The sequence below is a fragment of the Marinomonas rhizomae genome, from assembly GCF_003315485.1.
GTDB classification, from domain to species: domain Bacteria; phylum Pseudomonadota; class Gammaproteobacteria; order Pseudomonadales; family Marinomonadaceae; genus Marinomonas; species Marinomonas rhizomae.
Window position 1 is genome coordinate 1 of record NZ_QNSE01000016.1, and the last position, 24,832, is coordinate 24,832.

The following is a 24,832-nucleotide window of genomic DNA, read 5'->3' on the forward strand; positions in this document are numbered from 1 at the left end:
TTGTTTTGGTGTTGTGAAACATCAAAGCGAATACAAGCCTCAAATAGTCTAAATGACTAAAAAAGGCTTGCTTTGAAAGATGGTATCTCCCCTTGAATAAATGGGAGGGAACCGAGTTTGCGATCCTCAAAGGTTCGCTTTGATCTGGCAGACAACTTCGCCACCTTCAAACACGCACAACTCCCCTTCTTCCATCTGTTGCCAAGTTTCATCATGGGTTAATGGCTGAGTAGCAATCATGGTGACGACATCTTTGTCGGTGGTGACTTCTTTGAAATCAATAATGACATCTTCGTCCGACAAGGTCGCTTTTTTAAAGGGTGCTCGGCGGGTAATCCAATGCAATTTGGTAGTACAAAAACAATATAAGCGTACGCCATCAGAAAGCATCATGTTAAACACGCCCATGGCTTTAAGCTGCAAAGCTAACTCCGAAAGCACGGCAGATACATCATCCAAAGCAGGCTCTTGCTCACCAAAACGGGTTTGTAGTTGCTCAACAATCCAGCAAAACGCTCGCTCTGAATCCGTACTGCCCAATGGGTGATAATGCTCTATTGGTAATGAACCTGATGACTCTAATTGACCATTATGAGCGTAAGTCCAAGTTTTCCCCCAAAACAAGCGATTAAAAGGATGTGTGTTTAATAGACTGACTGCACCGACATTCGCTTGCCGAATATGGCTAATCACTATGTCACATTTTAATGACGTGTTACTGATGACTTCCGCCATATCTGAATCAGCGCTAGGCCTTGGATCATGAATCGCCCACACATCACCATCACGATACATGGCCATTCCCCAACCATCTTTATGAGGGCCTGTACGTCCGCCACGAGCACGCAAACCAGAAAAGCTAAAACATATATCCGTTGGCACATTGGCGCTCATGCCTAATAACTCACACATCGTCTAGGTTATCTCTCTTAATCGATTTATTTTTCTTTATACGACGATATAAAAATATACCGCCAGCTATCACTAAAATGCCACCTACATTCAATGCGACATACAGGATCCATTCATTCTTTGAAAGGTTACTCGCTTCATCTAATACCATGTCGGTTGTCGATTCGACGGTAGACTCTTCCTTTACATCAACTTCAGAGCGAGTGCTTTCTTCTACCTCGCTCACCACAGAAACAGAGGGTGGAACCAACACTGGCATTACATCCTTGCTAGAGGATGCGACTGGAATAAGGATTTTCCCCAATGAAGCCACATCTTCTAACCCAACCGATGGCACTTCATTTCCTTGTCGATTGAAATGCCAAATAGGCGTCCAATATTCAAAACGCAACCCCGTTTGAGTAAAGCCAATTAAATGCGCACGGACTTTAACATTATCGTTTGCTGACACCGGAATGATTTTTTCCCAATAACCTTGACCTACTAGTGGCATCTCCTCAATTTCTGTAGTGCCATTGCGATAGGTGAATTCAAGTTTTACGTTAGAACGTAACATGTTCAATTTAAGATTCACTGGTTTAGCGGAAAAGGCGACTAAATTACCGCTCGGATTGGTTCCTTCAAAATTTATAGCAGGATGTACGGTAAAAAACTGACTTAGTTGACGAGTGAAGGTTTTTCCGTCGATCCGACTTATTAATTCATAATTTCCGGGCTCAACAATCCCCTCTAAACGTTGTTTAAACTGATCATTCGCTCTGTCCATTTGATGAGATAAAACGGTTTCTTTTTGCTCTCCACTTAAACGTACTAGTGTTTGCTCAACACTGAGCAAATTCAATATTTTGTCATCTTTTATGATGCTGTCTTTTTGGAATAAAGCGACGGTAGAGTATATAGGCTCATTCTGAAATATCACTGGCGCAATCTGCGTTGCTTTAGCGCTTAAATCCGTAATCACTCTTATGCTACTTCGTTCAAGATCAACATTATTAACTTGCCATGCTCCGGAATCAGGCGATCGAACTGTAACTAGGGTGTAATGGTTTGATGCAGACACCAACACATTTTTATTACTCACCAAAGACAAAAGAGTGCCATCTGGTTTTATAATATGGGGCTGTATTCCATTCTCGTGGAACACGACTAATGTCAGCTCTTTGATCGCGTCGTCTACAACAAAACGATTGCCGTCAAATGGCAACTCATTCGAAGGAGAAGCTTGAGTAAAAATACGATCAAAGGTATCTAATAAATCTTCAGGAATCGCAACCTCAGTGTGTGTTGCATTAGTGCGAAGCGAAAGTGATTCAAGCAAGGCTTTATCGGTGTAACCCGTCATCGAAATAGTATGAAGATGGATTCCACGCTCTTCTAGGTTGGCAGTTAGCTCGTTGAGGATGCGGTCACGTGAAGCCTTATTGACAGCGTCATCTAAGCTGATATCCACCATGCCATCGGTCACCAAGATCCAATGACGATTAAAACCAGGCTCTAGATTACCTGAGTCTGGCGTGTCTAAGAGCAGCTTCACAATGGCTTCTAAATCGGTTTTGAGGTCTTGCGTAACATAGCTGTCGACATAGCTGGCCAATTTTACTTTGTTGGCTTTGTTCACAATAGCTTCAGGCAGAAGAACCCTCGGCTTTTCACCAAACAACCAAATACCCAACGTGGCTTTTTCTTCAGGGGCAAGATTTGAAATCAACCGTAATGCCTCAGAGGTTAGCTTATCAGGATCACTGATTAACATACTGCCAGAGGCGTCCACAATAACGCGGAATTGAGTATCCGCTTGGCTTGATGGCATCCAGAAGAATAAAACAGCCACTAACAACACAGTATTTATTTTCAACCACTTCACGCTTGCGAACTCCTTGAACAACTTTACTTTGCTGAAATTAGCGACCATTCGTCGTACTCAAGTTATTTCATACGGCTCCGGCATACCATGTACCCATTTGATTATATGAGTTTCCCAATCTTCTTCGTCAACGGAATTTTCACTCACCGCATAATGGCGAACTGTCAGCCCTTGACGAAGCATTTCTTTATCACTACCAACCACCAAAGGATGCCAATCTGGCAATATTTTGGTTTCATGTAAAACACGATAACTGCAGGTATCAGGTAACCAATGAAACTCATCAATCTGATCTGGCGTTAACGTAATACAAGTTGATACTTTATCTTGCCTAGTGTCGTAGACCTTACACTGACAGGAAGTCACATTGAGTTGATGACAAGACAAATTGGTATAAAAAACCTCTTCTGTTTCATCATCTTGCAACTTTTGCAGACAACATTTCCCACAACCATCACAAATGGATTCCCACTCAGTTTGAGACATCTGCTCTAATGGTGTGGTTTTCCAAAAAGGTTCGTAACGCTTTGCAATCATTCTCTAAATCCAGATAGTTAATAAACCGCTTCTGTTGGTGTTTTATACAAATCCAACAAATAGTCATCTTTCGCCGGTGGCAATTGCAAATAGAAACCTTTTTCTCGAATACCTTCAATTACTTTTTCAGGTCTTGCTCGAGCTAACTTACTTTCATTGGTTAATAACATAGTCATCGCACTAATGCCTTTACCAAATCGAGACATTAATTCTTCAGGAATATCTTTCAGTCCCTTGCTTTTTTCAACATACAAGTACATTCCATCATGCTTGCTAGAACGAAATACTTCTACGATTAAATGCTGTTTCATATTTTACCCTTGGCGCTGTAACGCCATATTAGGACTTTTTAAATGTTTCTAGAACTGGATCAACAATTACGTCGCGTCGCCAGCCAGTTAATGCAGGATTCTGCCAATCAATTTCAGAACCATCATACAAATGACGCACTAAAGGGTCTAACAGCTTACGCTTCATCATGGCTTCTGGTGCGATTTTCAATGCTTCTGCTTTTTCACGAACAAAAGACTTAATCCCCTTAGTTAATTCTCCCGCCTGAGAGGGCAAAGGCACCTCCAACGGCAACTGATATTCATCAGGTGACAATTCATTTACCAAGGCAACGTTTTGCAAAATAACATCACCATACAAGCGGTGCTGACGCCCCGTTAACTCTTCCGCTTCAGAAACCGCTTTATGGTGTGTTGGTAAGGTTTTCGCTAGCGACCAAAGAGTACGATCTTTTAAGATCTGCCCTTTTGGAACGTCTTCTTTACGAGCCTGCTCATCGCGCCAAATAAACAGCAAACGCAATAGGGTTAAACCCGCTGGAGACAAACGCCACGCTGTTTTAACACCATCCCAATTTTGCTTTGGGTCAGAGTTCATCTGATATTGCCATTTCAATGAATCACAATCTTCCATTACCCATTCGAGCATATTTTTTGCTTCTAAACGGGCAATTTGCATTGGGTAAACTTTGGCTAAGTAGACAACATCAAGTGCAGCATAACGTTTTTGCGCATCGGTTAACGGACGCTGAACCCAGTCAGAACGGGTCTCATCTTTTGCCACTTCAATCTGCAAATATTCATGAATCAATTTCACATAACTCAGCGACCATTGGGCGCTAGCATAGGCTTCACCAATTTGAGTATCGTAAAAAGGAGCTGGCAACACACCTAGCAAACGGTCAAAAACATCCAAATCTTCAGAACAAGCATGAAAGACCTTCATTACTGAAGGGTTCACCATCAGATTACGAAGAGGCTCCCATTCATCAATATTCAACGGATCAATCAGTACGGCTTTCTCGCCTTCACTAATTTGAATAAGCCCCGTAATTGGAAAATAGGTTGTACGACGAATGAATTCTGTGTCGACCGCAATAACCGGCAAATCAGCCCAGTAATCACACCAACTCACCAGCGACTCATTATCCGCAACCCATACAATATTCAGAGCATCATCTTGATCATTCATACTAGAGCTTCTTCCGTCCCTCTAGCGCTAAAGCCAGAGTGTTTCCATCAACATATTCCAATTCGCCACCCATAGGTACACCATGGGCAATACGACTGACATTGATGTTCAATGTTTTTAATTTTTCAGCAATATAGTGGCAAGTTGCCTCGCCTTCTACTGTTGAGTTAGTAGCAATTATCGCTTCTTCCACTTTATTATGCTGAACCAACGCCTCCAAACGATCTAAGCCCAATTCTTCAGGGCCAATACCATCAATAGGAGACAAATGCCCTAGCAAAACAAAATAACGCCCAGAAAAACTTCCAGCAGATTCAATTGCAACAACGTCTGCTGGAGTTTCGACAATACATAAATGCTTTGAGTCGCGATCTGGATCTGTACAAAGTTGGCACTCAGCCTCTTCGGTCAAAGTGCGGCAACTTGAACAGCGGCCAACTTTATCAAGCGCCTCTCGCAATGCATTTGCCAGCCTATCCGCCCCTTGATGATCACGTTCCAATAAGTACAACGCCATTTTTTGAGCTGATCTTGGCCCAACACCCGGCAGACAACGTAATGATTCAATCAATTCTTTAATTAAGGGACTAAACAAAGCTCACTCCTAAAAAGGCATTTTAAAGCCGGGTGGCAAAGACATACCTGCCGTTGCCGAAGCCATTTTATCTTTTTGAGTCACTTCGATATTACGCACAGCATCATTGACAGCCGCCGCGATCAAATCTTCTAACATCTCTTTGTCGTCACCAACCAAAGAATCATCAATAGACACGCGCTTCACGTCATGACGGCCTGTCATTAAGATTTTCACAAGGCCAGCACCCGCTTGACCTTCTACTTCCATGTTAGCGATTTCTTCTTGCGCTTTCTGCATATTTTCTTGCATCTGCTGCGCTTGGCGCATCATGTTACCCATACCACCTTTAAACATAACTTTTGCTCTCCAATTTAAGCTTTAACTTTAACCGTATCGTAAACCAGCTGTGCGCCCATCGTTGCCGACAAAGCCTGCACAACTGGATGTGAATTCAAATGTGTAATCGCCACCTGTAAGGCTTCTGCTCGTTTACTGGCAGCAAACTCTTCTGCAGTCACCCCCGTGGTGTCCTCCACTGTATCTATAATTAAGGGCACCGTCATCCCGAAGAAATCACTCAACGCACCTTGTATCTGCTCGTAACGCACCTGGTTTAGCATGTGCCCATATTCTAAAGGCACCTCAAGGCGAACGCCTTGATCACTTGCATCTACCAAGCTGGAATTCATTAAAATATTTTGCACTAAACCTGTCAAAGGCAAACGCGGAGCCACCAGCCACCAAAGCTTCATAGTTAGCTCATTATAATGACTCATCTCAGGTAATGGCATACCCAATGCAGGCTGTGAAATGGTATCCGGCACTTTGGCTAGACGCATATCTGGTTCTTTGCTTTCTTCTTCGACGGTTGAAGAGTCAATAGGTTCCGCACCTAACGCATCAACCAATTCCGCGGCAGGATTAAATGGATCGACGATATCAGCAATAGCGCGTTCTTCCGCTTCGTCATCATCTTCATCATTCTCGTCACTGTCATCTGACGAGTCTTCTGCGAACCTCTCTTGTGCAACGACAAAAGGTTTAGCGTCATTTTCTGACGTACTCACCGTGTTAGCCTGAATACCTGACTCTTGCAAATTAGCCGGCTCTACCGTTTCGTCATTATGCGCGCTCGTAGACTCAACATTGATCGAGGCAAGATCTTCAACATGCTGTTGATGCGGTTCAACCTGAACACTGTCCACGACACCCTCTGTAGTAGTGGCATTTTCAACAACATCTTGCTCAACAAGAGCGGATTCTGCAGCAACAGACTGAGGAGCCTCTTCCCAAGGCGGATGCTCAGCCGGCACCGTCAGCGGGGCCATTTCTTCTTGTGCCCGCTCAGGCTCTGCTTGCTCAACGATTACTGTTTTTTTTTCCGGCGCCACCTGTGAAGAGGGGCTGCTTTCTGCCATTTGATTCAGTGTTTCAACTGACGATACTGGTGCCGCCTCTGTTTGAACATCCACCACTGGCGGCGCATTATGGCTAACGGTCATTGGCGGTGCAGGACGAAAGGCAATCAGCCTTAGCATCAACATTTCAAACCCCGCACGAGCTGAATGCGCCAAATGTAAATCACGACGGCCAATCAATAAGCTCTGATACATAATTTGTATTTCTTCAGAACTTACACTTGCTGCAATGGCTTGAATACGCACCAAGTCACCAAGCTGATCCATTAATGCGCCTGGCACTTGCTGTTCTATCGCCACACGATGTAATACATCCAACAAGCTGCCACAAATCGCCGTAAAATCTGGTTGATAATCAGCAAGCTGCTCTATTCTATTCAATACTTGCGCAGCGTTTTTAGACGCAACGCTTTCTAATAAATCCAATACTTGCGCTTGATTCACTAAGCCCAACATTGCCGTAACACCAGTTTCCGAGATCTTTCCATTACCAAAAGCAATCGCTTGATCCGTCAAACTCAAGGCATCACGCATACTGCCATTTGCCGCTTGGCCAATTTGCCACAACGCAGGCTGATCAAAGTTGACGTCTTCTGTAGTGAGCACGGTTTGCAAATAATCCACCACTCGTTGTGGGGACATATTTTTAAGATTGAATTGCAAACAACGGGAAAGAATCGTCACAGGGAGTTTCTGTGGATCTGTCGTCGCTAGCAAAAATTTGACGTGTGCTGGCGGCTCTTCAAGGGTTTTTAATAACGCATTAAAGGAATGAGTCGACAACATGTGCACTTCATCTATCAAATAGACTTTAAAGCGGCCACGAGTTGGCGCATATTGCACATTTTCTAATAATTCGCGGGTATCTTCTACCTTGGTACGAGATGCAGCATCCACTTCGATCAGATCAACAAAACGACCTTCAGCAATTTCTCGACAACTATCACAAGTTCCACAAGGCTCTGGGGAAATACCATTGGTTTCACAGTTCAAGCATTTGGCGAAAATACGCGCGATAGTGGTTTTACCGACACCGCGTGTCCCGGTAAACAAATAGGCGTGATGTAAGCGCTGTTGGCGTAAAGCATTCACCAACGCTTGAAGTACATGGTCTTGCCCAGCCATTTCAAGGAAAGTCTGTGGGCGCCATTTACGTGCTAAAACTTGATAACTCATGATAGATACTGGCTGATAAAAAGCGATTTTTTATTGTACGGCAGTACGAGCAATTTCGAAACCACTCTTAGTGCACAGGACAGTAGGTAATTAGGGGAAATAACAAAAAACTTCGCTATAAAGATCAATAGCTTAAATTTACAACATTTTTTTGTCGATCTATCACCTGAAAAACCAAATGATAGATCCTACAAAAAACAGCTTACTAATTCGCTTTGGCTTCGCGGACTTTACGCTGACGCTCTTTTTCTAGCGTTTTTTCAAGGCGATGTTTTTCAACCGCATCCAATACTTCTGCACCAATATGCTCTTCACCTCGAGAACGAGCAAGCTGAACTTGGCGCTCGCGCTCAATAAAGCGTTGGCGCTGCTCGTCGGTAAATTTATCAACACAATGAACACAACTTACACCTTGAATGTAATGCTCGCTTTGCTTTTCTTCCTCAGTAATCGGCATACGACACGCATGACATTGGTCGTATTCGCCTTTTTGTAGGTCGTGATTTACAGACACACGATTATCAAAAACGAAACATTCACCTTCCCACATGGTTTCTTCTTTTGGCACTTCTTCCAAGTACTTCAAAATACCGCCTTCGAGGTGATATACCTCTTCGAAACCTTGCTCTAACATGTAAGCCGTAGATTTTTCACAACGAATCCCACCAGTACAGAACATAGCAACTTTCTTCTGTTTTGCCGGATCCATATTTTCTTTCACGTATGCTGGGAACTCACGAAAGGTATCTGTCTTCGGGTTTACAGCATTTTTGAATGTACCGATTTGTACTTCATAATCGTTACGAGTGTCGACCAACACCACATCAGGGTCAGAAATCAAAGCATTCCATTCGTCCGGCTTAACATAAGTGCCCACCACGCGTTTGGGGTCAATGCCTTCCACCCCCATGGTAACGATTTCTTTTTTAAGCTTCACTTTCGTGCGATAAAAAGGCATATCTTCATCATAAGACTCTTTGGTGACTATCTTATCCAGACCTGGTTGCTGATCTAACCAAGTCAGCATGCTATCAATACCTTCACGAGAACCAGCTACCGTACCATTAATACCTTCACTTGCGAGCAGCAAGGTACCGCGAATACCATTATCTTCTAAAGTTTTCTGAAGTGGTTCACGAAGGGACTCAAAATGAGGTAAGGCAACAAATTTATAAAGGGCACACACAACGACTTTAGACATGACTTTCTCCTATGCGATCTGGAACGTAAAACCAGAGCAATTAAACAAGCCGCGAATTATAAAGATTTATAAACCATTTTTCGAGACTAAATCCCAAAAAGCCACATAAAAACAGGAGTAAATTTATTGCTCAGGATCAAGTGCAGAGCCTGTGGTGTTGTTGACACGAAACCAGCCAGCAATACTGTGTCGCGTTCGCTTCGCCACCATCACTTCATGATAAAAGCACTCACTCAAAAACACTGCCAAGCGCCCTTTTTTTGGGAAAAACCGCCCCACTTCGATAGCAGGGTCATGTTCATCGTAGACAATCAATTCACCGCCATCACTGTTTTGCCAATCTTCGTTCAAATACAATACCGTCGACAAAATACGGTTACTCTCACCCTTAAATGCATCAATATGCTTTTCATAAAAAGCACCTTCTTCATAACGAGCAAAGTGAGCCTCATAATCAAACAACCCCAAGAACAAATGACGATTGAGTGCAACACGAAATTCAGCCATCATTTTTAAAAAATCGGTACGAATAGGCTTATCTGGGTCAATCCACTGAATATAATCACGTCGAGCATCTAAAACAATTTGATGATCCTTCTTTCGACCAATACCCGCCTGCAGCATGACCGCATTTTGTATGCTTTCTGCCTCATCCATTAATGCTTGAGTAAAATCCGTTGAAAAAAAATCGTCTTGTATACTCCAACCTTTAGTTTGTAAGTCCATTAATAAATTCGCAAATGGCTCTTCTCGACTAAAAGCAGGAATAGAGTTTTCAACATATAAACTTTTAGCAGGCAGCACTTTAATAGACATAGATGGGTTCGTCACTTATAAAAAGATCACTTGTAAAAAGACAAAATTACGAGAGCGGGTATGATACTGTAGCCAAAGACACAACACACCAAGATTTCACCTGATAGATTTGAAATAAAATGACCCAAACCTTTCAATTACGAGACTACCAAATTCAAGCCGTTGAGGCGTCTTTGAGGCACTTTCGTAATAGCGACGACCCAGCCGTTATTGTACTTCCAACAGGCGCCGGAAAAAGCTTAGTAATAGCAGAGCTTAGTCGATTAGCCAAGGGGCGAGTTATCTGTCTAGCACACGTGAAAGAACTAGTGGAACAAAACCACGCTAAATTTTTGGCGACAGGCGCATCAGCGGGGATTTTTTCCGCTGGGCTAAGCCAGAAAACCAGCACAGAAAAAACCACCTTCGCTAGCATCCAATCGCTATCTGCAAATCTTAATAATTTTAACGAACCAGCAAGCTTGATCATTATTGATGAATGCCATCGTGTCGGCATGGAAGAAAGTGGCCAATACAACAAAACTATCGAACACTTTAAAACCCTAAACCCAAAGGTAAAAATTCTCGGCTTGACCGCCACACCCTACCGCCTAGGTAGCGGCTGGATCTACCAAAATCATTATCATGGCTACACACGCACCTGCACCAATTCATTATTCAAGAAATGTATTTTTGAGTTGCCACTCCAACACATGGTGAAAAAAGGCTATTTGACGCCACCAATACATTACGACGCGGCGATCGCCCATTATGATTTCAGCTTACTAACCGAGAGCTTGGACGGCGAGCAAAACACCGACGACATAGCATTAAATGAACTGATCCATAAACACCCAAGAGTCACCGAAGCCGTTACCGAACAGATATTACAACTTAGCCAAGATCGCCAAGGCGTAATGATCTTTGCCGCCACCATCGATCACGCCAAAGAAATCGTCAGCTACTTACCAGCAGATAAAACCGCTTTAATAACAGGTAAAACCAAGCTCAAACAACGTGACTCATTAATCACCGCCTTTAAAAATAAAGAAATCAAATACCTTGTTAATGTTTCAGTATTAACCACAGGCTTTGATGCGCCACACGTAGACGTAATTGCCATATTACGACCCACACAATCAATCAGTTTATTTCAACAAATTGTCGGACGCGGTTTACGCTTAAGTCCCGGCAAAAAAGACTGCTTAGTCTTGGATTATACGAATAATGGCTACAATATCTTTCAGCCCGAAATTGGTGAAAAGCGCCCAACACAAGACTCTGTTGCCGTACAAATCCACTGTCCTGCGTGCGACTTTGCCAATACGTTCTGGGGAAGAAAAGACACCGAAGGGAACATTCTTGAGCATTTTGGCCGCCGCTGTCACGGCCTAGTTGAAACAGAGCATGGTGAAACACAGTGTACACATCGCTTTCGCTTTAAACGCTGCCCTCACTGTAATGAAGAAAATGACATCGCCGCACGACAATGCCAACATTGCACAGAAAAGCTGATTGATCCAGATGACTTACTACGAAGCGCACTTAACCTAAAAAATAATAAGGTGTTACGCTGCTCCGCCATTACGCCAGAAATAAACATCAAAGAAAAAAGCATTAAGATCACCTATCATGATGAAGACGGCCTAACACTGGCAGAGACATTTCGGTTTAATTTCAAGAAATCACGACAGGCATTTAATAACTTATTCGCTCGAAGAATTGCCGACGGAAGCCAAACAATTGAATTTGATAAACTAGAGGAAGTGAAACCCTTTCTACCTTACCTTCCTGCACCTGACTTCGTCATTGCTAAAAAGCAAAAGCAACATTGGCAGGTCACCGAACGATTATTCGATTACCAAGGGCCTTATCGAAAAGCCAACCAACTTAGCTAAAATCATTAGCCTTTGGCTTTTAACGCATTACGATAAGACATTTCAAACGGCAGGTTCATTCGCTTCAGATGATCGATCGCAACCTGCCCAAGAACCCCTTTAGGCACTCCTGTTAATAAAACAAACCAATAGTTAGAAATCATATTTTCCGCAAAGATACTGGCCGTTTTATCATCAACTCCCACTTGCTTGAAACGCTTAACAATACCTTCTGAAATCACCGCCATTTGATTGGTATGAAAACCGCCCTTTGCCAAACTATCCAATAATACTTGGCGAGTAAATTCAGCATATTCATCGTAGAAATCAAATAAGACTTGAGCCATCTGCAAAAGATAATCGATCGGAGAGGAACTGACTTTTTGAGAAGCAACCGCAGCACGCAGCGCCACATCCATCTCATCAAAAAAGATATCTTTAACCAAGGAAAGTTTATCGGGAAAGTGAACAAACAAGGTCCCCACAGCAATACCAGCTTGATCACTTAGATAACGAGTACTGGTTGCCTCAATGCCTTGCGTCAAAAATGCCTGCTTAGCAATAGTTTTGATTTTAGATCGAGTATTGGCTTTTTGTTGCTGACGAAGACTCACCTGAACATTCCCCTAAGTAAGATATTAAGAGAGTCTATCTTGTCTGATTTTCAAAGACGAGTGTAATTTAATGCATAGCAGATTAACGCATGGAGCTTAGATCTGGCATTGGAGGGCGAGATAGTGAATCAGAAAGGTCCGCCATAAAAGATACGACTCGTTCAGCATTTACACCAAAATCACCTTTCCCTACACGAGAACAAGAACGCATATCCACTCTCACTTTGTCCGCATCAATTTCTGTAATACGAATAATCACATCATCTCGGAAACCGAAAATCGGCGTGCGAGCAGTCGCCTCAATAATCCCGGCTCCAGAATACGTAGCCACCACATCCCAGCCACGCGCTTCAACAAGCTTTTCAATCGCAGAGTAAACGGCTGACGTATTTTTAGAGAAAAATAACGGCTGGACTTCAGGATAATATTTGCGCTGAATGGGAGCCCATTCACTATTGTAACTCAGATCATTTTCTTGAGATTTTCGAATAAAATTAACATTGAGAAAGGTAGGAGGAACAACCGTATCGGTTGTAATGTCGTTTATCTCCGGCAAATTGGCACGCTGCAAATAAAAGCCAATCCACATACTGCTGTACACTAATGACACAATCAACACTAAAAAGAAAAACCTTTGACACGCTATATTTCGCTCTTTCCAGCAAACACCTAGTGACACGGCAGCTAGTAAAGACAAAATCAAAGAAGCCAATACACTTTTTCGAAGCATAGAAAAACCTGTAATTGGCTCAAAAATCCCAACACGAACACCAGCAATAGATATAAATGCAATACAACCAACCAACATGAGAAGAATGTATAAAACCGGTGAGATATAACGACTCATAGACAACTCATAGCGAAAAAATAATATCTCACACCTTATCGCGACTTGATGATAACGAACAGAAGCAATAAGCCTGTTTTATCGCATTCCTTTGTATTTGCATATTTTATGTAAGGTTTTCTACAAAATGCCGAAATAAGGGCCATTTTCATTAACAATTTGAAACATTTAACCTAATTAATGACGCTCGCTTTCACTCTACTAAAAGGGTAATGAAAAGCTGAATTCGCTTTATGAGAACACTAGACATTTAAAACAAAAGATCGATAATTGCCCAGTTAAAAATAGAGCATAACGATATGACGGCTACCCACCAAAAGCATTGCGTTGATATACTGCGCGAACAATGTAAAGCAAACTCCACGAGACCCTTCATAGCAAGAGGCGCCAATGCCATCCGCTGCACTCACTGCTTAATGGCAGAATTTGCCTGCTTTTGCGATCGACGAGAGAGCCAAACCTCCCCTATCGAATTTATTCTGCTTTTTCATCGTGATGAAATTCACAAGCCCACTAACAGCGGCAGACTGATTGCAGATTTATTTCCAAACGACACTCAAGCCTACATATGGAGCAGAACCGAACCCCAGCAAACTCTACTAGACCACATAGAAAGAAAGCGCGGCAATTGCACGATATTATTCCCCAACACCGAAACCGCAAAAGCACAGAATAGAAAACTAAGAAAGACCACCCCATCAAACGATAGAGGCGACGAGAAGCACACCTTTATTATTTTGGATGGAACATGGAAACAGGCTAGTAAAATGTTTCATCAAAGTGAGTGGCTAAGAGACATTCCACACTTTGAAATAAACACTGAAGTTCAGCGTTCTTTTCTCGTTAGGCACTCGAGCCATCAAATTCAATTTGCCACCGCCGAAGTTACGGCTATGCTACTTGACACGCTAGGCCATGACGAACACAGTCAGCGATTACTTAACTACTATCAAGTGTTCAATGAACACTGCTTAATTAGCCGAAAGCGTGGCAACAGCGACATCTTTTGAAAGTAAATTACAAAAGAGTCTTCTCCATCAGGACTCTCTAAACAACAAATTCACCCAACCGTTGGAATGAAACTGTGCCGCTTGCTTTTTCTTTTTACCTACCAAGACAGGGCCATTATCTAAGAATAAAAATGCTTTCCAAGTACGCTTAAAAACACCCCAATTAAGTTCAAAAATCAGCTCATTATGGCAACAAAAAAAGACGGTCGTATCATCTCCCCAATTAGAGAAATGCCCTAACACTCCATCAGGTAGGGACGCCTGATCACTATCCCACGCTTTTTCCCACTGAAGCTTACCCTCTGGGGCCTGCGCACTGCTTTTCTTCAACCAATCCCGATCCGAAAAATGATCGGGATGTATTTGCTCATCACTAATATAATCACGCCAAATCTGCCCAGCACGCTGCTCACTTAACAAACGAATTTGCTGCAAGTCTTCCTGCTCAACTTTGGGATCATTACGTTTAAAAATCCAACTCTTTGAAAACTGTTCTAACGATTGGTACAAAGAAATTTCCTTAAATATAGTCTTAACTAAATAGATATAAATAATGATGAAAAAAACTAACCTAACAAGTGAGAAAGGATCGTTTGTTCAATCGGTCAAGCTTAACTAATATTATCATTGTTGTAATAAAACAACATTTATCAAATCAGAAAATCAGGAGAACACTATGGACTCTCAACAACAATACGAAGCACTATTAGCAAAATGGGGCTACGCAGACACCACAGTTGAAGATCACGCTCGCCGTCAAAGACGTGCTCGTCGTGTTAAAGCGGTTGTTGCTTTCTTTAAGACTACTGTAAAAGCAATCAAGAAAGTAAGCGCTCGTCCTCAGCAACTTGGTCAAGCAAGCCACTAAGCCTTACAAGAATAAGCCCATAATAATTGGGTGTTAGTCTATCGTAAATAGATCTTTTTAAGGGGAGAAAAATAATAAAACTCCCTCCCTTCCTTAACGCCCCCCAAATTCGCTATCATCAATACTCATTCACAACAAAATATGTTCTTTATGACTTACTCTTACAAAGCAATAATCTTTGATTGCGATGGTGTCATTGTCGACACAGAAAACATATCCAATACTATTTTAAAATCCATGCTAAGTGAGTGTGGCCTAGAACTCGACGACGAGACTTTGCACGCAAAATTCACCGGATTCACCAACAAAGAAAACCTAATCAACGCCGAAAAATTACTCGGCAAGCCATTACCAGAAAACTTTGATGACGATTATAGACAACGTTTTCACGCCACCATCGAAGCGGACCTAGAACCTATTAACGGTGTGCGAGATTTACTCGGCAAAATAACAACACCTATTGCAATGGCGACCAATGCACGCCGCCAAGAAATGAACTTCAAACTAGACAAGATCCAATTGTCTGAACAATTTTCTACCCGTTTTTGTGTCGAAGACGTGGAAAACGGCAAGCCAGCCCCAGACCTTTACTTAAAAGCTGCAAAAGCACTAAATGTCGACCCAAAAGATTGTTTAGTTATTGAAGACTCTATCGCAGGAATTACAGCAGGACGAGCAGCTGGCATGCGAGTGCTCGCGTTTAGTGAAACTCTTGATGAAAAAATGCAAGCGGCAGCAGGCGCAACCGAATGCTTTAAAACTATGAAGGAACTAGAAGGCTTATTAGGTCTTTAATAAACCCTCTAACTCTTTGAAGCTAACTGAGCCTGCGCAATAAAAAACTCAGTTAGACATAGCCTGCAATTGTTTTAGCAGACTCTTTGGCAAGTCTTTAATAGTCAATGTGCCTGAGTCTGCATCAAACACAATCGACTCCGCCAACAAATCACTATCAAAACTTATTGTCAAAGCACGAGAGCTGCCTGACAAACGAGTCAATTTTTTTAGCGCTGCTTTTTCGACGAAAATTTCTTTTTCCATCTTAAAACTATCTGAATCCGCAATTTCTAAGAACTTATTGGCCTGTTCCACAGAGAATCGAGATTCAACCTGAGAAGCAATTTCTTTAATCGCCAGAGGCTCACGGTCTTGTGCTTTCGCCTGGCAATGTTCTGAAACGACCTTTTTAAACTCATTCGCTTGTTTAGAAGGCAAACCTTCCGATTGGCAAAACGCCGCCGTTAAATCCACCAGTTTACGTGTTTCTTTTGCTGCGACTTTAGGTTCGTCACACCCAATAAACTGAGTAAAATATTCACTCTCGAATTTAGGCGCACGACCAAAGCGAAATGAAATATAACGACCTTCATCGCCAGCTTGCCACGCCGTCAAATTGATACGCAGCGACATGTGTAGCTTTTCCATCTCAATTTGTTCGATTTGTGACAAACTAAGATCGGCTCCAAGGCCAATGCCTTTTTTGCGTTTTAACATCACTATGTATAAAAAATGCGTATCGTGAAGTTCGTAATGATTAAACCACAACAAACCACCTTCAGCCTCTTCAACAGGTTCTAAATACTTCAGATACTCAGCAGCGCAATCTTTGGTAAAACCAGCAAAATCGACAAAGGTGTCGTTTTTGAAATGCTTAAATAGCAAAGCGGGTAATTGCGCCCCCTCCTCACTTCCCTGAGGGTTAACAAAGCGCCCAGTATTCATACCTGAACGATTAAATAGATTCGTTACCTGGGCAGATAATGCTTCGGCCTGCCCATCAACAGGGTTCTCATTTGGACGCGCAATAAGTATCGCTTTGCGCTCGCCTTCATGCTTTTGAATCTCATGCACAATTAAGTTGCTAATAGACACCAGCTACCTCTTACGTTTAATATGGATGATTACGATCAATTTTTAACCCATCGACTTACTGAAGGATCTTCCCAAACCCAAACGCTATGATAAAACCAAAAACCACCAAAAGAGACACACGAGAAGAACTTGAGTCTCTGGTAGATCAATTTATCAAGAAAAACGGAACAATCCAGCAAGTCGACATGGGTGAATCCGGTTTAGTTGATGGTAAGTATAACACGAGCCACATAGGCTTTAACGAGCCAAAACAAGACCGCACGCCATTAAATCACGTTGTAGCCGCTATCCAACAGCGAAAACACAACAAATCTCCAGCAGTCACAACCCCAAAGAAGCGGCCTAAGAAAAAAATCATCTATGATGACTTTGGTGACCCTCTTCGCTGGGTCTGGGAAGAATAAGAAGATAAAAAGAGTCTTCTATTACTATGGCTTTGAATTACTGAGCCGATGCTGCAATAATGCCTCCACATCGTTTTAAACCAAATTAGGGAGTTATCATGTCTATTCGATATCTACACGCCATGATAAGAACAGATAAACCAGAAGAAAGTCATACATTCTATACAGAAGGGCTAGGTCTGATTCAAACAAGACGTATAGACAGTGAAAAAGGCCAATTTTCACTTATCTATTACGCAACTGAAAAAGGCGCACCAGAAGTTGAACTAACTCATAACTGGAGTGATCGCGCGTACACTGGCGGAGACCAATTCGGTCACCTGGCCTTTGAAGTCGATAATATTTACCAAGTATGTGAAAAGCTACAATCTATGGGCGTGACCATTTTACGACCACCACGCGATGGCCATATGGCCTTTATTAAAGACCCAAACGGTATTTCAATCGAACTATTACAAAAAGATGGGTCTCTTGAAAGCGCCGAACCATGGGCTTCTATGGAAAATACAGGTAGCTGGTAGTTACATAAGTTTACAAAACGTCCGTTTGCTTAAAGAAAGATACAAATATACGGTAGTTATCTAGCCAAGTATTTTCTAAGCTAAAAGAGTCAAAACTTATAAGGTAGCAATAGGGTCATGAAGACACTCATTAAAACCATCGCATTTACAGGAACATTACTTCTCTACGGCCAGTTTGCTGCCGCTGAAAGTCTATATGCTTCAAATGTACAGTCACGCCTGACAGATGTGGACAGAGATGGCGTTATTGATGCACGTGACCTTTGCCCTGATACATCGGAAGGGGCTGCGGTAGACAACTACGGCTGTCCTAACCAAACAACAAAACTCCTGTCTGTAGAATTAAACATTCTATTTGATAGTGGCAAAGCTGACATCAAACCTCGCTTTTATTCAGAATTGAAAGGCTTGGCAAAGTTCTTACAAGATCACCCTTCAAGCACAGTGGTAATCGAAGGACACACAGATAGCCAAGGCTCTGCAGAGCTAAATCGCGATTTGTCTCAGCAACGCGCTTCAGCCATTGCCGATGTTCTTGTAGACAGCTTTAGGATCAAAGCAGATCGTGTCAAAGGTATTGGTTACGGTGCCGCTCGACCTATCGCTGACAACGACACAGAAAGCGGTCGTAAGCTCAACCGCCGAGTGGTTGCGGAAGTCTTCGCTAAAGAACAATTTGCCAACGAACGCTGGACAATCTACAGCGTGGACAAAAATGCCAGCACAGCGCTGAACAACAGAAACTAAGCGCTTAGCAAATAGAACACCCGAAAAGCCAGTCATGATAAATGACTGGCTTTTTTTGGTTTGGGGATTGGGAGTTATTAACATTCTGGTTTTAATTATGAGAAATGATCAATCTAAACACAGATAAAGTTGGTGATATAAAAACTACTCTCCCTAGAGCCCACCGACACATTTAGAACATAAGCCTCGCTCACCAAAAAGCGATAAACAGGATTAAATAATAAATGACGCGACACAGGACAGAATATTTCAGGACGACATCATCAAACAGATGGTATCGAATGATTGGGTACAAGGCTCAGGCGAAGGTTATCATCAAGAATCTGCTCTTTATGAAGCGGATGTATTAGCCTTTGTTAAGAGTCGCAACCCAAAAAATTGGATAAGTTCTGTCAAATCTTTTCTGTCGATTCAGATCGCTATTTTTTTAGAGGCATTACTTGCACAACTAAAAAAGACTGATGAAAATTGAGTAGTTGCAAGACCGCGAACTAAAAATGGCCTAGCGAAAGTGCCAAGCCATTTTGTTTACTGAGGTGAAGTTATCTAGTTAACCTTTTAATAACGCGGGATTCTTAATCCATTTAACCAAGGTGAAACTACAACATAGGATAATCAAGGTTGCTGGTAGGCCGCCAAGGTTCGATAAGGACTTAACGCCCGCCACGCCTACGGTGCTGACCATAATCCAAGCGACCAAACCTATGATGGTTCCCCATAACACCTTAATTGGCAATCCCGTTCCTTCTTGTGAGTCAGCATTGAAGTTTTTCACACACAAATCACCAATGGCGTCGGTACTGGAATCGGCGGCGGTTACATAAGAGATAAAAGCAATAAATACTAAAATCAATGACGTTATTGAACCAAGCGGCAACTCACCAAAGATATGGTAAAGCAATTGCTCTATGCCACCATCATTCAATATAGCATACAAACCACCGTTGCTAGTTTGGTCCATAAAGATGGCCGCGCCAGAGAACACAGAAATCCATAACAACACAAACAAACTTGGGTAGATGACGTTTACCTGGATAAACTCACGTACGGTATAGCCACGAGCAATCTTACCTAGGAACATCGCGGTAATGGGAGCCCAAGCGAACCAAACCGCCCAGTAGAATACGCTCCACCATTGTGGCCATGGATCACTGGCCGCTTGCCCAGTAAATAAGCTGAGACGGAAGAAGTTTTGCAAGAAAGCACCAAGACCTTCCACGCCAATACCTAACATATAAAGCGTTGGACCAAAGATCAGAGTAAAAGCAAACAATCCAATCAATAACCAAAAGTTGACCATGGATAAACGCGCGATGCCTTTGATCAAACCACGTGCAGCAGACAACACAAAGGTCAGCACTATCACGCCGATAATAATGCCCAGAGTCAGCGCATTACGTTCTATTGGCAAATATTGACTAGCACCACCCAGAAGGGTTAACGCGCCAGTACCTAACGATGATGCCATACCAACCACTAACGAATACAACGCCAGCGCATCGATTACATCACCCATACGACCAGTCACGTATTTACCGAAAACGGGGCGTAATGAACTACTGATGGAATATGGAAGCTTTAGATTGTGGAACACTAAGGCAAAAATTAATGCTGGAACAGCATAAATAGAATAAGGCGTTGGCCCCCAATGCAAAAACATCGCAGAAAAAGCAAACAAGACAGCATTTGGACTATTACCCTCTATGCCCCAGCTTTCTGGCGGTGAATGTAAATGGTAAAGCGGTTCAGCTGTTGTCCAGAACAACACCCCAACTGCTAAGGTTGTACATAATACAATCATAAACCAGCGAGATTTACTGAGCTTTGGCGTGGCACTTTCGCCACCAATTCTGACATTTCCCAGTTTAGAAAAATAAGTAATGACAACCAGCACTAACAGATAAAAACTACCTAGGCTAAATAACCAAGAAAAGTGCGACAGTACGAAGTTATTGGCTATTTTGGTGTATTGTGTAAAGAGATCCAAATCCACCAAACTGAATATTAATGCACCAACCAAAATAATAAAGGTTGGAAAAAAGACCAGCGGTCTTAGTGACTTAAACATGAAATAATATCCTCAAAAAGATAATCGATTAAACACCCGTTCGTTTGATGGTTTCTTCAAACTCTTTGCTGAAAACCAGCTCGTCGTCATGAAAGGCTTGCCACGTACTAGTGACATAAAAATAATCATGGTCACAGCGCATGTGATAGACGCCTTTCAAACCTGTCCACCAGCCTTCTCGACCCATAGTTAAATCAAACACCAGCTTAGATTCTGCTGTAAGCGGATCCTCAGGGTGAATCGTCTGCCACTGACTCATGGACATATCAATGTCAGTGTCACAAGAGTTGTAATGCTGTCGACCAAAATCGTCATGTGTTTCCAGCGTTACCAAACCCGTTTTGTAATCCTGATGAACCACGCGCTCACTGTTAGTGGGGCGTAATGTTTCACCATCAATTGCCACAGGCGTACCCAACGCAGGCGGCAGCACTTCCGTCACTAGACTTGTTCTATGAGGTACCTTGATATTGCTCAGTGTCGACTCTAAAGTAACCGTAGCATGATCGGCAGATGGCCAAATGAGCGGCCAACAAGCCGTCGATATAGAAATTCGTAAGCGGTGGCCTGCTGGCACCTTGTAGGCAACATGATTAATAGGAATGGCGACCTGATACAGCTCATCAGGCGTTAGCGGCTCAACAAACTCGTGGCTATCACGATGTGTTAGATTTAGCACACCAACACTAATACGCGTCACAGCACCATCTGGATGAACATCGCATACTCGCACGGCTAGGTTTGCTGCGGGCTTATCGCTGCGAATGGCTAGATTCGCGATCACTTGCCCTGCAATCGCTAAATCGTCCCCTAAAGGCAAGGTGTCAAAACAGAGTGAGCCGGCGTCATCCGCTCGCTGATCCGCAGGCTGTTCCATCTCTAGACGAATCCCAACACACAAACGTCCACCATTTAGGCCAACGGTCTGAGGTGAACAAACTTTCTGTGCTATAGCATTGTCTTGCTGTGTTTCGAGCAATTGTCCGTTCGATGGAAAAAAGGTTTTCCACTCGGTTTGAGGCGATGGCCAAACAGGCTCTGAAATCCATTGTCCAGAACGTTGGTCATAATCTGACTGAGGACGAACACTGTCTTGCATGTAGTAGCTTAATTCCGGTTCATCATCGATGCCGTTTTCAATGCCTTTTAGCCAGCGATCCCACCAACGCACAGATTCTTTTACATAGTCCATCTTAGGATTTGGATACGCGATATTGGGATATTTATGTGCCCAAGGGCCAACTAGCCCCTTACAAGGCACATCAAGATTTTCGAGCAGGCTAAATACAGTATTACGATAATTATCAGCCCAACCACTCATCGCATAAACAGGAATTTTAATATCACCGTAGTTTTCGCATATGGAGCCATGTTTCCAATAGTCATTGCGTACTTGCTCGGTGAGCCAAGGTTTTGCCAAAAATGGCATCTGGTTTAAACGATCTAACCACTGTTCTTTCCAACCATCGCCAACTAACTTAGCATCTGGTGCTCGGCCTTGCGCATACGCCCAGAAAAACGATGCCCAATCGAGGTTATCGTTCAGCAAACAGCCTCCCATATAATGCACATCTGTAGCATAACGATCATCGGTTGAGCATTGGGTAATAATGGCTTTTAGTGCCGGCGGATTAAGTGCTGCGACTTGCAGCGAATTAAACCCACCCCATGAAATCCCCACCATACCGACGTCACCACTACACCAAGGCTGTTCCGCCAACCAAGCGATAATATCGAAACCATCTTGCAACTCTTGCTCGGTGTATTCGTCCGTTGTATGTCCTTCTGATTCCCCACAGCCTCGCAGATCAACGCGGATACAGGCATAGCCTTGCTCAGCAGTTTGCGCCATGGTTATTTCATCTCGAACGATCGTGCCATCGTTTTTTCGATATGGTAAAAATTCCAAAATAGCAGGGACGGGTTTGTCATTAGCATCGCTTGGCAACCAAGCGCGATAAGCCAGCTTAGTGCCATCAGGTAATGGCAACATAGCATGATGTATATGTTTGACGTTTTGCATACAATCCTTTCGTTTTATTTGTGTTTTATATCCATATTAGGAGGCTTGAATTGTAAGTAAAACGCTATTTTGTTAGGCTACCTTGAACTAAAAGTTCAGGGTTAATATTTACATGCCGATAAATAACCGAACAATTCCTTCTTTAAGCAGCCTTATTTTGTTTGAAGCATCGGCTCGTCTTGGCACGCTAACCAGCGCCGCTAATGAGCTATGTGTTTCCCCAACCGCTGTCAGTAAACAAATCAAACAACTAGAGAGCTTCCTTAACACCAAATTATTTATCCGTAAAAAAACGGGGCTGGAATTAACCCAAAAGGGGCAAATTTATTTAAAAAGTGTCAGTCAAGCTCTGACGTTATTGGCAGAAGAATCCCAAAAAATGGATGATAAAGTCTCTCCTCTCCCTCTGAATTTAGAAATTGGCACCTGCTTCAGCCATTTTTGGTTAATCCCTCATTTAGATGACTTCCGAGATAAATACCCAGACATCATGCTCAATATCAGCATTAATAATGAGCGCAATATGAGTGAAGTGAAAAGTGATGAATATGATGTCGCGTTTTATTACTCCTCCTTAAAAACGTCCTCCAAGAACAATTTTTTACTGTTTAACGAGCGCATGCTATTAGTGTGTAGCCCTAGCTTTCTAACAAAACGCCCTGAGTGTCAAAATCTAGACAACATCTGGCAGCAGCCTCTGCTAGGACTAAAAGATGCACCTGATTTTTGGGAAAACTGGCGTACATGGGCGGCGCATACAGGAATAAATTATCAAGAGCCATTAAACCAAATTCAGATGGAGGATCAGATTGCTGTCGTTCATGCCGCCCAAAATGGCTTAGGCATTGCTCTCGCCTGGGATTGGCATATTAAAGACCTAATAACAGAAGGCAGCTTAGTTGCGCTTACTCCACCCATAGAATGCAACAACAACGCATTTTTCCTGACGCGAACAGAAAACGCCAACCAATATAGCTCCGAATCTTTTATCAACTGGGTTATGGAATTGGTGGCCAACCAAAATCACAGCAAAGTCTAACGCCTCGCACTTCACTCTACCGATACCATGATGATTTTGCCTGGCTATTATTTAAAGACGATGGCTTTTTCTATTTGTTACACTGTCAGAAATAACACCAAATAAGAGAGAGTTGTATGGCTAGTATTGGTTTTTTAGGTTTAGGCATCATGGGTAAGGCGATGGCGGCGAATTTAGTTAAGGCTGGATTCGATGTGACGGTATGGAATCGAAATTCAGCCAAGTGCGCTGAGTTAGTAGCCTTGGGAGCTCGCCAAGGTACAACACCAAAAGACGTCGCGGCTAGCTGTGATATCACCTTTGCGATGGTGTCTGACCCTGAAGCCGCGTTGGCGCTTTGCCAAGGTCCAAACGGCGTTATGGCAGGAATGGGCGCTGGTCGTGGTTATGTTGATATGTCTACCGTAGACGACAACACCTCAAAAACCATTGCCGGTTTAATTACCCAAGTAGGCGGACGATTTTTAGAAGCACCGGTTTCCGGTACAAAAAAACCCGCTGAAGATGGTACTTTGATCATTCTAGCCGCAGGCGATCAATCTCTTTATGACGATGTTAAACCCGCGTTTGAAGTGATGGGAAAAATGTCACCGTATCTTGGCGACGTCGGCCAAGGCGCTAACATGAAACTCGTGGTCAATATGATGATGGGCGGCATGTTAAGCATTTTCAGCGAAGGCATGTCTTTGGGACAAAAAGCTGGTTTAGACGGTCAGCAGATTTTAGACATAGTCGATGCTGGCGCTATGGCGAATCCGATGTTTAAAGGCAAAGGCGCCATGTTATTGAATGAAAACTACACCACCAGTTTTCCCCTTAAACACATGCAAAAAGATTTGCGCCTTGCCGTTGCCCTAGGCGATCAACTTGAGCAACCTTTGCCAACCGCCGCGATTGCCAATGAAGCCTTTAAACAAGCGATAAAAGCAGGCTTTGCGGAGGAAGACATTGCCGCGGTTTATAAAGTGATAAAGTAATGA

General features: G+C 42.9%; 25 protein-coding genes. 9 read left to right on the plus strand and 16 right to left on the minus strand.

Annotated features, from left to right (window positions below; genetic code table 11):
* Positions 1-126: 126 nt before the first annotated feature.
* The 10 genes from DFP80_RS17940 to DFP80_RS17985 all read right to left on the minus strand — a co-directional run bounded on the left by DFP80_RS17940 (position 127) and on the right by DFP80_RS17985 (position 9,983).
* Positions 127-912 (minus strand): class II glutamine amidotransferase, encoded by a 786-nt coding sequence (locus DFP80_RS17940; protein WP_113918193.1) that lies wholly within the window; start codon positions 910-912, stop codon positions 127-129.
* Positions 905-2,776, minus strand: a complete 1,872-nt coding sequence (locus DFP80_RS17945; protein ID WP_113918194.1) for a VWA domain-containing protein — start codon at positions 2,774-2,776, stop codon at positions 905-907. The genes DFP80_RS17940 and DFP80_RS17945 overlap by 8 nt, the downstream gene beginning before the upstream one ends.
* A 57-nt stretch (positions 2,777-2,833) precedes the next feature.
* On the minus strand, positions 2,834-3,313 hold the full coding sequence (locus tag DFP80_RS17950) for a YcgN family cysteine cluster protein (RefSeq protein ID WP_113918195.1): 480 nt from the start codon (positions 3,311-3,313) through the stop codon (positions 2,834-2,836).
* A gap of 17 nt (positions 3,314-3,330) precedes the next feature.
* Entirely contained in the window at positions 3,331-3,624 is a 294-nt protein-coding gene (locus tag DFP80_RS17955; protein ID WP_113918196.1) for a YcgL domain-containing protein, read from the minus strand.
* A gap of 28 nt (positions 3,625-3,652) precedes the next feature.
* Positions 3,653-4,795 (minus strand): ribonuclease D, encoded by a 1,143-nt coding sequence (rnd, locus tag DFP80_RS17960; protein WP_113918197.1) that lies wholly within the window; start codon positions 4,793-4,795, stop codon positions 3,653-3,655.
* A 1-nt stretch (position 4,796) separates the two neighbouring features.
* A complete protein-coding gene (recR, locus tag DFP80_RS17965) occupies positions 4,797-5,390 on the minus strand; it encodes a recombination mediator RecR (protein WP_113918198.1) in 594 nt (197 codons plus the stop codon).
* A gap of 9 nt (positions 5,391-5,399) precedes the next feature.
* A complete protein-coding gene (locus tag DFP80_RS17970) occupies positions 5,400-5,726 on the minus strand; it encodes a YbaB/EbfC family nucleoid-associated protein (RefSeq protein ID WP_113918199.1) in 327 nt (108 codons plus the stop codon).
* A 17-nt stretch (positions 5,727-5,743) separates the two neighbouring features.
* Positions 5,744-7,966 carry a DNA polymerase III subunit gamma/tau gene (dnaX, locus tag DFP80_RS17975; RefSeq protein WP_113918200.1) on the minus strand — a complete coding sequence of 741 codons (2,223 nt, stop codon included), beginning with the start codon at positions 7,964-7,966 and terminating at the stop codon, positions 5,744-5,746.
* A 205-nt stretch (positions 7,967-8,171) separates the two neighbouring features.
* Entirely contained in the window at positions 8,172-9,167 is a 996-nt protein-coding gene (gene trhO / locus DFP80_RS17980; protein ID WP_113918201.1) for an oxygen-dependent tRNA uridine(34) hydroxylase TrhO, read from the minus strand.
* Between the two features lie 123 nt (positions 9,168-9,290).
* Positions 9,291-9,983: a 2OG-Fe(II) oxygenase gene (locus DFP80_RS17985; protein WP_113918202.1), complete on the minus strand. Its 693-nt coding sequence runs from the start codon at positions 9,981-9,983 to the stop codon at positions 9,291-9,293.
* A gap of 119 nt (positions 9,984-10,102) precedes the next feature.
* Between DFP80_RS17985 and radD the strand changes: the two genes are divergently transcribed.
* Positions 10,103-11,860 (plus strand): DNA repair helicase RadD, encoded by a 1,758-nt coding sequence (gene radD / locus DFP80_RS17990; protein WP_113918203.1) that lies wholly within the window; start codon positions 10,103-10,105, stop codon positions 11,858-11,860.
* Positions 11,861-11,865: 5 nt separating this feature from the next.
* Here the strand turns inward: radD and DFP80_RS17995 are convergent, their stop codons facing one another.
* Together DFP80_RS17995 and DFP80_RS18000 are read right to left on the minus strand one after the other, a co-directional pair.
* A complete protein-coding gene (locus tag DFP80_RS17995; RefSeq protein ID WP_113918204.1) occupies positions 11,866-12,453 on the minus strand; it encodes a TetR/AcrR family transcriptional regulator in 588 nt (195 codons plus the stop codon).
* Positions 12,454-12,535: 82 nt separating this feature from the next.
* Positions 12,536-13,300 (minus strand): DUF1499 domain-containing protein, encoded by a 765-nt coding sequence (locus tag DFP80_RS18000; RefSeq protein ID WP_113918205.1) that lies wholly within the window; start codon positions 13,298-13,300, stop codon positions 12,536-12,538.
* 299 nt (positions 13,301-13,599) lie between these two features.
* Between DFP80_RS18000 and DFP80_RS18005 the strand changes: the two genes are divergently transcribed.
* Complete coding sequence (locus DFP80_RS18005; protein ID WP_113918206.1) at positions 13,600-14,310, plus strand: tRNA-uridine aminocarboxypropyltransferase; 711 nt, start codon at positions 13,600-13,602, stop codon at positions 14,308-14,310.
* A 27-nt stretch (positions 14,311-14,337) separates the two neighbouring features.
* Here DFP80_RS18005 and DFP80_RS18010 read toward each other — a convergent pair whose 3' ends face one another.
* Positions 14,338-14,820 (minus strand): DUF2947 family protein, encoded by a 483-nt coding sequence (locus DFP80_RS18010; RefSeq protein ID WP_113918207.1) that lies wholly within the window; start codon positions 14,818-14,820, stop codon positions 14,338-14,340.
* Positions 14,821-14,986: 166 nt separating this feature from the next.
* On the opposite strand from DFP80_RS18010, the gene DFP80_RS18015 reads away from it, so the two are divergent.
* Positions 14,987-15,178, plus strand: coding sequence for a hypothetical protein (locus tag DFP80_RS18015; protein WP_113918208.1), 192 nt, complete (start codon positions 14,987-14,989; stop codon positions 15,176-15,178).
* A gap of 150 nt (positions 15,179-15,328) precedes the next feature.
* A complete protein-coding gene (locus DFP80_RS18020) occupies positions 15,329-15,973 on the plus strand; it encodes an HAD family hydrolase (RefSeq protein ID WP_113918209.1) in 645 nt (214 codons plus the stop codon).
* Between the two features lie 48 nt (positions 15,974-16,021).
* Here the strand turns inward: DFP80_RS18020 and DFP80_RS18025 are convergent, their stop codons facing one another.
* Positions 16,022-17,050 carry a nucleoid-associated protein gene (locus DFP80_RS18025; RefSeq protein ID WP_113918210.1) on the minus strand — a complete coding sequence of 343 codons (1,029 nt, stop codon included), beginning with the start codon at positions 17,048-17,050 and terminating at the stop codon, positions 16,022-16,024.
* Between the two features lie 86 nt (positions 17,051-17,136).
* On the opposite strand from DFP80_RS18025, the gene DFP80_RS18030 reads away from it, so the two are divergent.
* The 3 genes from DFP80_RS18030 to DFP80_RS18040 all read left to right on the plus strand — a co-directional run bounded on the left by DFP80_RS18030 (position 17,137) and on the right by DFP80_RS18040 (position 18,722).
* Positions 17,137-17,454 (plus strand): hypothetical protein, encoded by a 318-nt coding sequence (locus tag DFP80_RS18030; protein WP_113918211.1) that lies wholly within the window; start codon positions 17,137-17,139, stop codon positions 17,452-17,454.
* A gap of 98 nt (positions 17,455-17,552) precedes the next feature.
* Complete coding sequence (locus DFP80_RS18035) at positions 17,553-17,975, plus strand: VOC family protein (RefSeq protein WP_113918212.1); 423 nt, start codon at positions 17,553-17,555, stop codon at positions 17,973-17,975.
* A 117-nt stretch (positions 17,976-18,092) separates the two neighbouring features.
* Entirely contained in the window at positions 18,093-18,722 is a 630-nt protein-coding gene (locus DFP80_RS18040) for an OmpA family protein (RefSeq protein ID WP_113918213.1), read from the plus strand.
* Positions 18,723-19,272: 550 nt separating this feature from the next.
* Here DFP80_RS18040 and DFP80_RS18050 read toward each other — a convergent pair.
* Both DFP80_RS18050 and DFP80_RS18055 read right to left on the minus strand, forming a co-directional pair.
* Positions 19,273-20,790: a BCCT family transporter gene (locus DFP80_RS18050; protein ID WP_113918215.1), complete on the minus strand. Its 1,518-nt coding sequence runs from the start codon at positions 20,788-20,790 to the stop codon at positions 19,273-19,275.
* A 28-nt stretch (positions 20,791-20,818) separates the two neighbouring features.
* A complete protein-coding gene (locus DFP80_RS18055) occupies positions 20,819-22,813 on the minus strand; it encodes a CocE/NonD family hydrolase (protein ID WP_113918216.1) in 1,995 nt (664 codons plus the stop codon).
* A 112-nt stretch (positions 22,814-22,925) separates the two neighbouring features.
* Here DFP80_RS18055 and DFP80_RS18060 point away from each other — a divergent pair, with 112 nt between their 5' ends.
* Together DFP80_RS18060 and DFP80_RS18065 are read left to right on the plus strand one after the other, a co-directional pair.
* Complete coding sequence (locus DFP80_RS18060) at positions 22,926-23,852, plus strand: LysR substrate-binding domain-containing protein (protein WP_113918217.1); 927 nt, start codon at positions 22,926-22,928, stop codon at positions 23,850-23,852.
* A gap of 116 nt (positions 23,853-23,968) precedes the next feature.
* Positions 23,969-24,829: an NAD(P)-dependent oxidoreductase gene (locus DFP80_RS18065; protein WP_113918218.1), complete on the plus strand. Its 861-nt coding sequence runs from the start codon at positions 23,969-23,971 to the stop codon at positions 24,827-24,829.
* Positions 24,830-24,832: the final 3 nt, after the last annotated feature.

What these genes read in the sequence shown, in the direction of transcription:
- DFP80_RS18000 (WP_113918205.1), bottom strand. Translation starts at nt 13,300, where the DNA reads ATGAGTCGTTATATCTCACCGGTTTTATACATTCTTCTCATGTTGGTT.
- radD (WP_113918203.1), top strand. Translation starts at nt 10,103, where the DNA reads ATGACCCAAACCTTTCAATTACGAGACTACCAAATTCAAGCCGTTGAG.
- DFP80_RS18040 (WP_113918213.1), top strand. Translation starts at nt 18,093, where the DNA reads ATGAAGACACTCATTAAAACCATCGCATTTACAGGAACATTACTTCTC.
- DFP80_RS18015 (WP_113918208.1), top strand. Translation starts at nt 14,987, where the DNA reads ATGGACTCTCAACAACAATACGAAGCACTATTAGCAAAATGGGGCTAC.
- DFP80_RS18060 (WP_113918217.1), top strand. Translation starts at nt 22,926, where the DNA reads ATGCCGATAAATAACCGAACAATTCCTTCTTTAAGCAGCCTTATTTTG.
- DFP80_RS17985 (WP_113918202.1), bottom strand. Translation starts at nt 9,983, where the DNA reads ATGTCTATTAAAGTGCTGCCTGCTAAAAGTTTATATGTTGAAAACTCT.
- DFP80_RS18030 (WP_113918211.1), top strand. Translation starts at nt 17,137, where the DNA reads ATGATAAAACCAAAAACCACCAAAAGAGACACACGAGAAGAACTTGAG.
- trhO (WP_113918201.1), bottom strand. Translation starts at nt 9,167, where the DNA reads ATGTCTAAAGTCGTTGTGTGTGCCCTTTATAAATTTGTTGCCTTACCT.
- DFP80_RS17955 (WP_113918196.1), bottom strand. Translation starts at nt 3,624, where the DNA reads ATGAAACAGCATTTAATCGTAGAAGTATTTCGTTCTAGCAAGCATGAT.
- DFP80_RS17940 (WP_113918193.1), bottom strand. Translation starts at nt 912, where the DNA reads ATGTGTGAGTTATTAGGCATGAGCGCCAATGTGCCAACGGATATATGT.
- DFP80_RS18050 (WP_113918215.1), bottom strand. Translation starts at nt 20,790, where the DNA reads ATGTTTAAGTCACTAAGACCGCTGGTCTTTTTTCCAACCTTTATTATT.
- DFP80_RS18055 (WP_113918216.1), bottom strand. Translation starts at nt 22,813, where the DNA reads ATGCAAAACGTCAAACATATACATCATGCTATGTTGCCATTACCTGAT.
- DFP80_RS17970 (WP_113918199.1), bottom strand. Translation starts at nt 5,726, where the DNA reads ATGTTTAAAGGTGGTATGGGTAACATGATGCGCCAAGCGCAGCAGATG.
- DFP80_RS18035 (WP_113918212.1), top strand. Translation starts at nt 17,553, where the DNA reads ATGTCTATTCGATATCTACACGCCATGATAAGAACAGATAAACCAGAA.
- DFP80_RS18020 (WP_113918209.1), top strand. Translation starts at nt 15,329, where the DNA reads ATGACTTACTCTTACAAAGCAATAATCTTTGATTGCGATGGTGTCATT.
- rnd (WP_113918197.1), bottom strand. Translation starts at nt 4,795, where the DNA reads ATGAATGATCAAGATGATGCTCTGAATATTGTATGGGTTGCGGATAAT.
- DFP80_RS18005 (WP_113918206.1), top strand. Translation starts at nt 13,600, where the DNA reads ATGACGGCTACCCACCAAAAGCATTGCGTTGATATACTGCGCGAACAA.
- dnaX (WP_113918200.1), bottom strand. Translation starts at nt 7,966, where the DNA reads ATGAGTTATCAAGTTTTAGCACGTAAATGGCGCCCACAGACTTTCCTT.
- DFP80_RS18065 (WP_113918218.1), top strand. Translation starts at nt 23,969, where the DNA reads ATGGCTAGTATTGGTTTTTTAGGTTTAGGCATCATGGGTAAGGCGATG.
- DFP80_RS17950 (WP_113918195.1), bottom strand. Translation starts at nt 3,313, where the DNA reads ATGATTGCAAAGCGTTACGAACCTTTTTGGAAAACCACACCATTAGAG.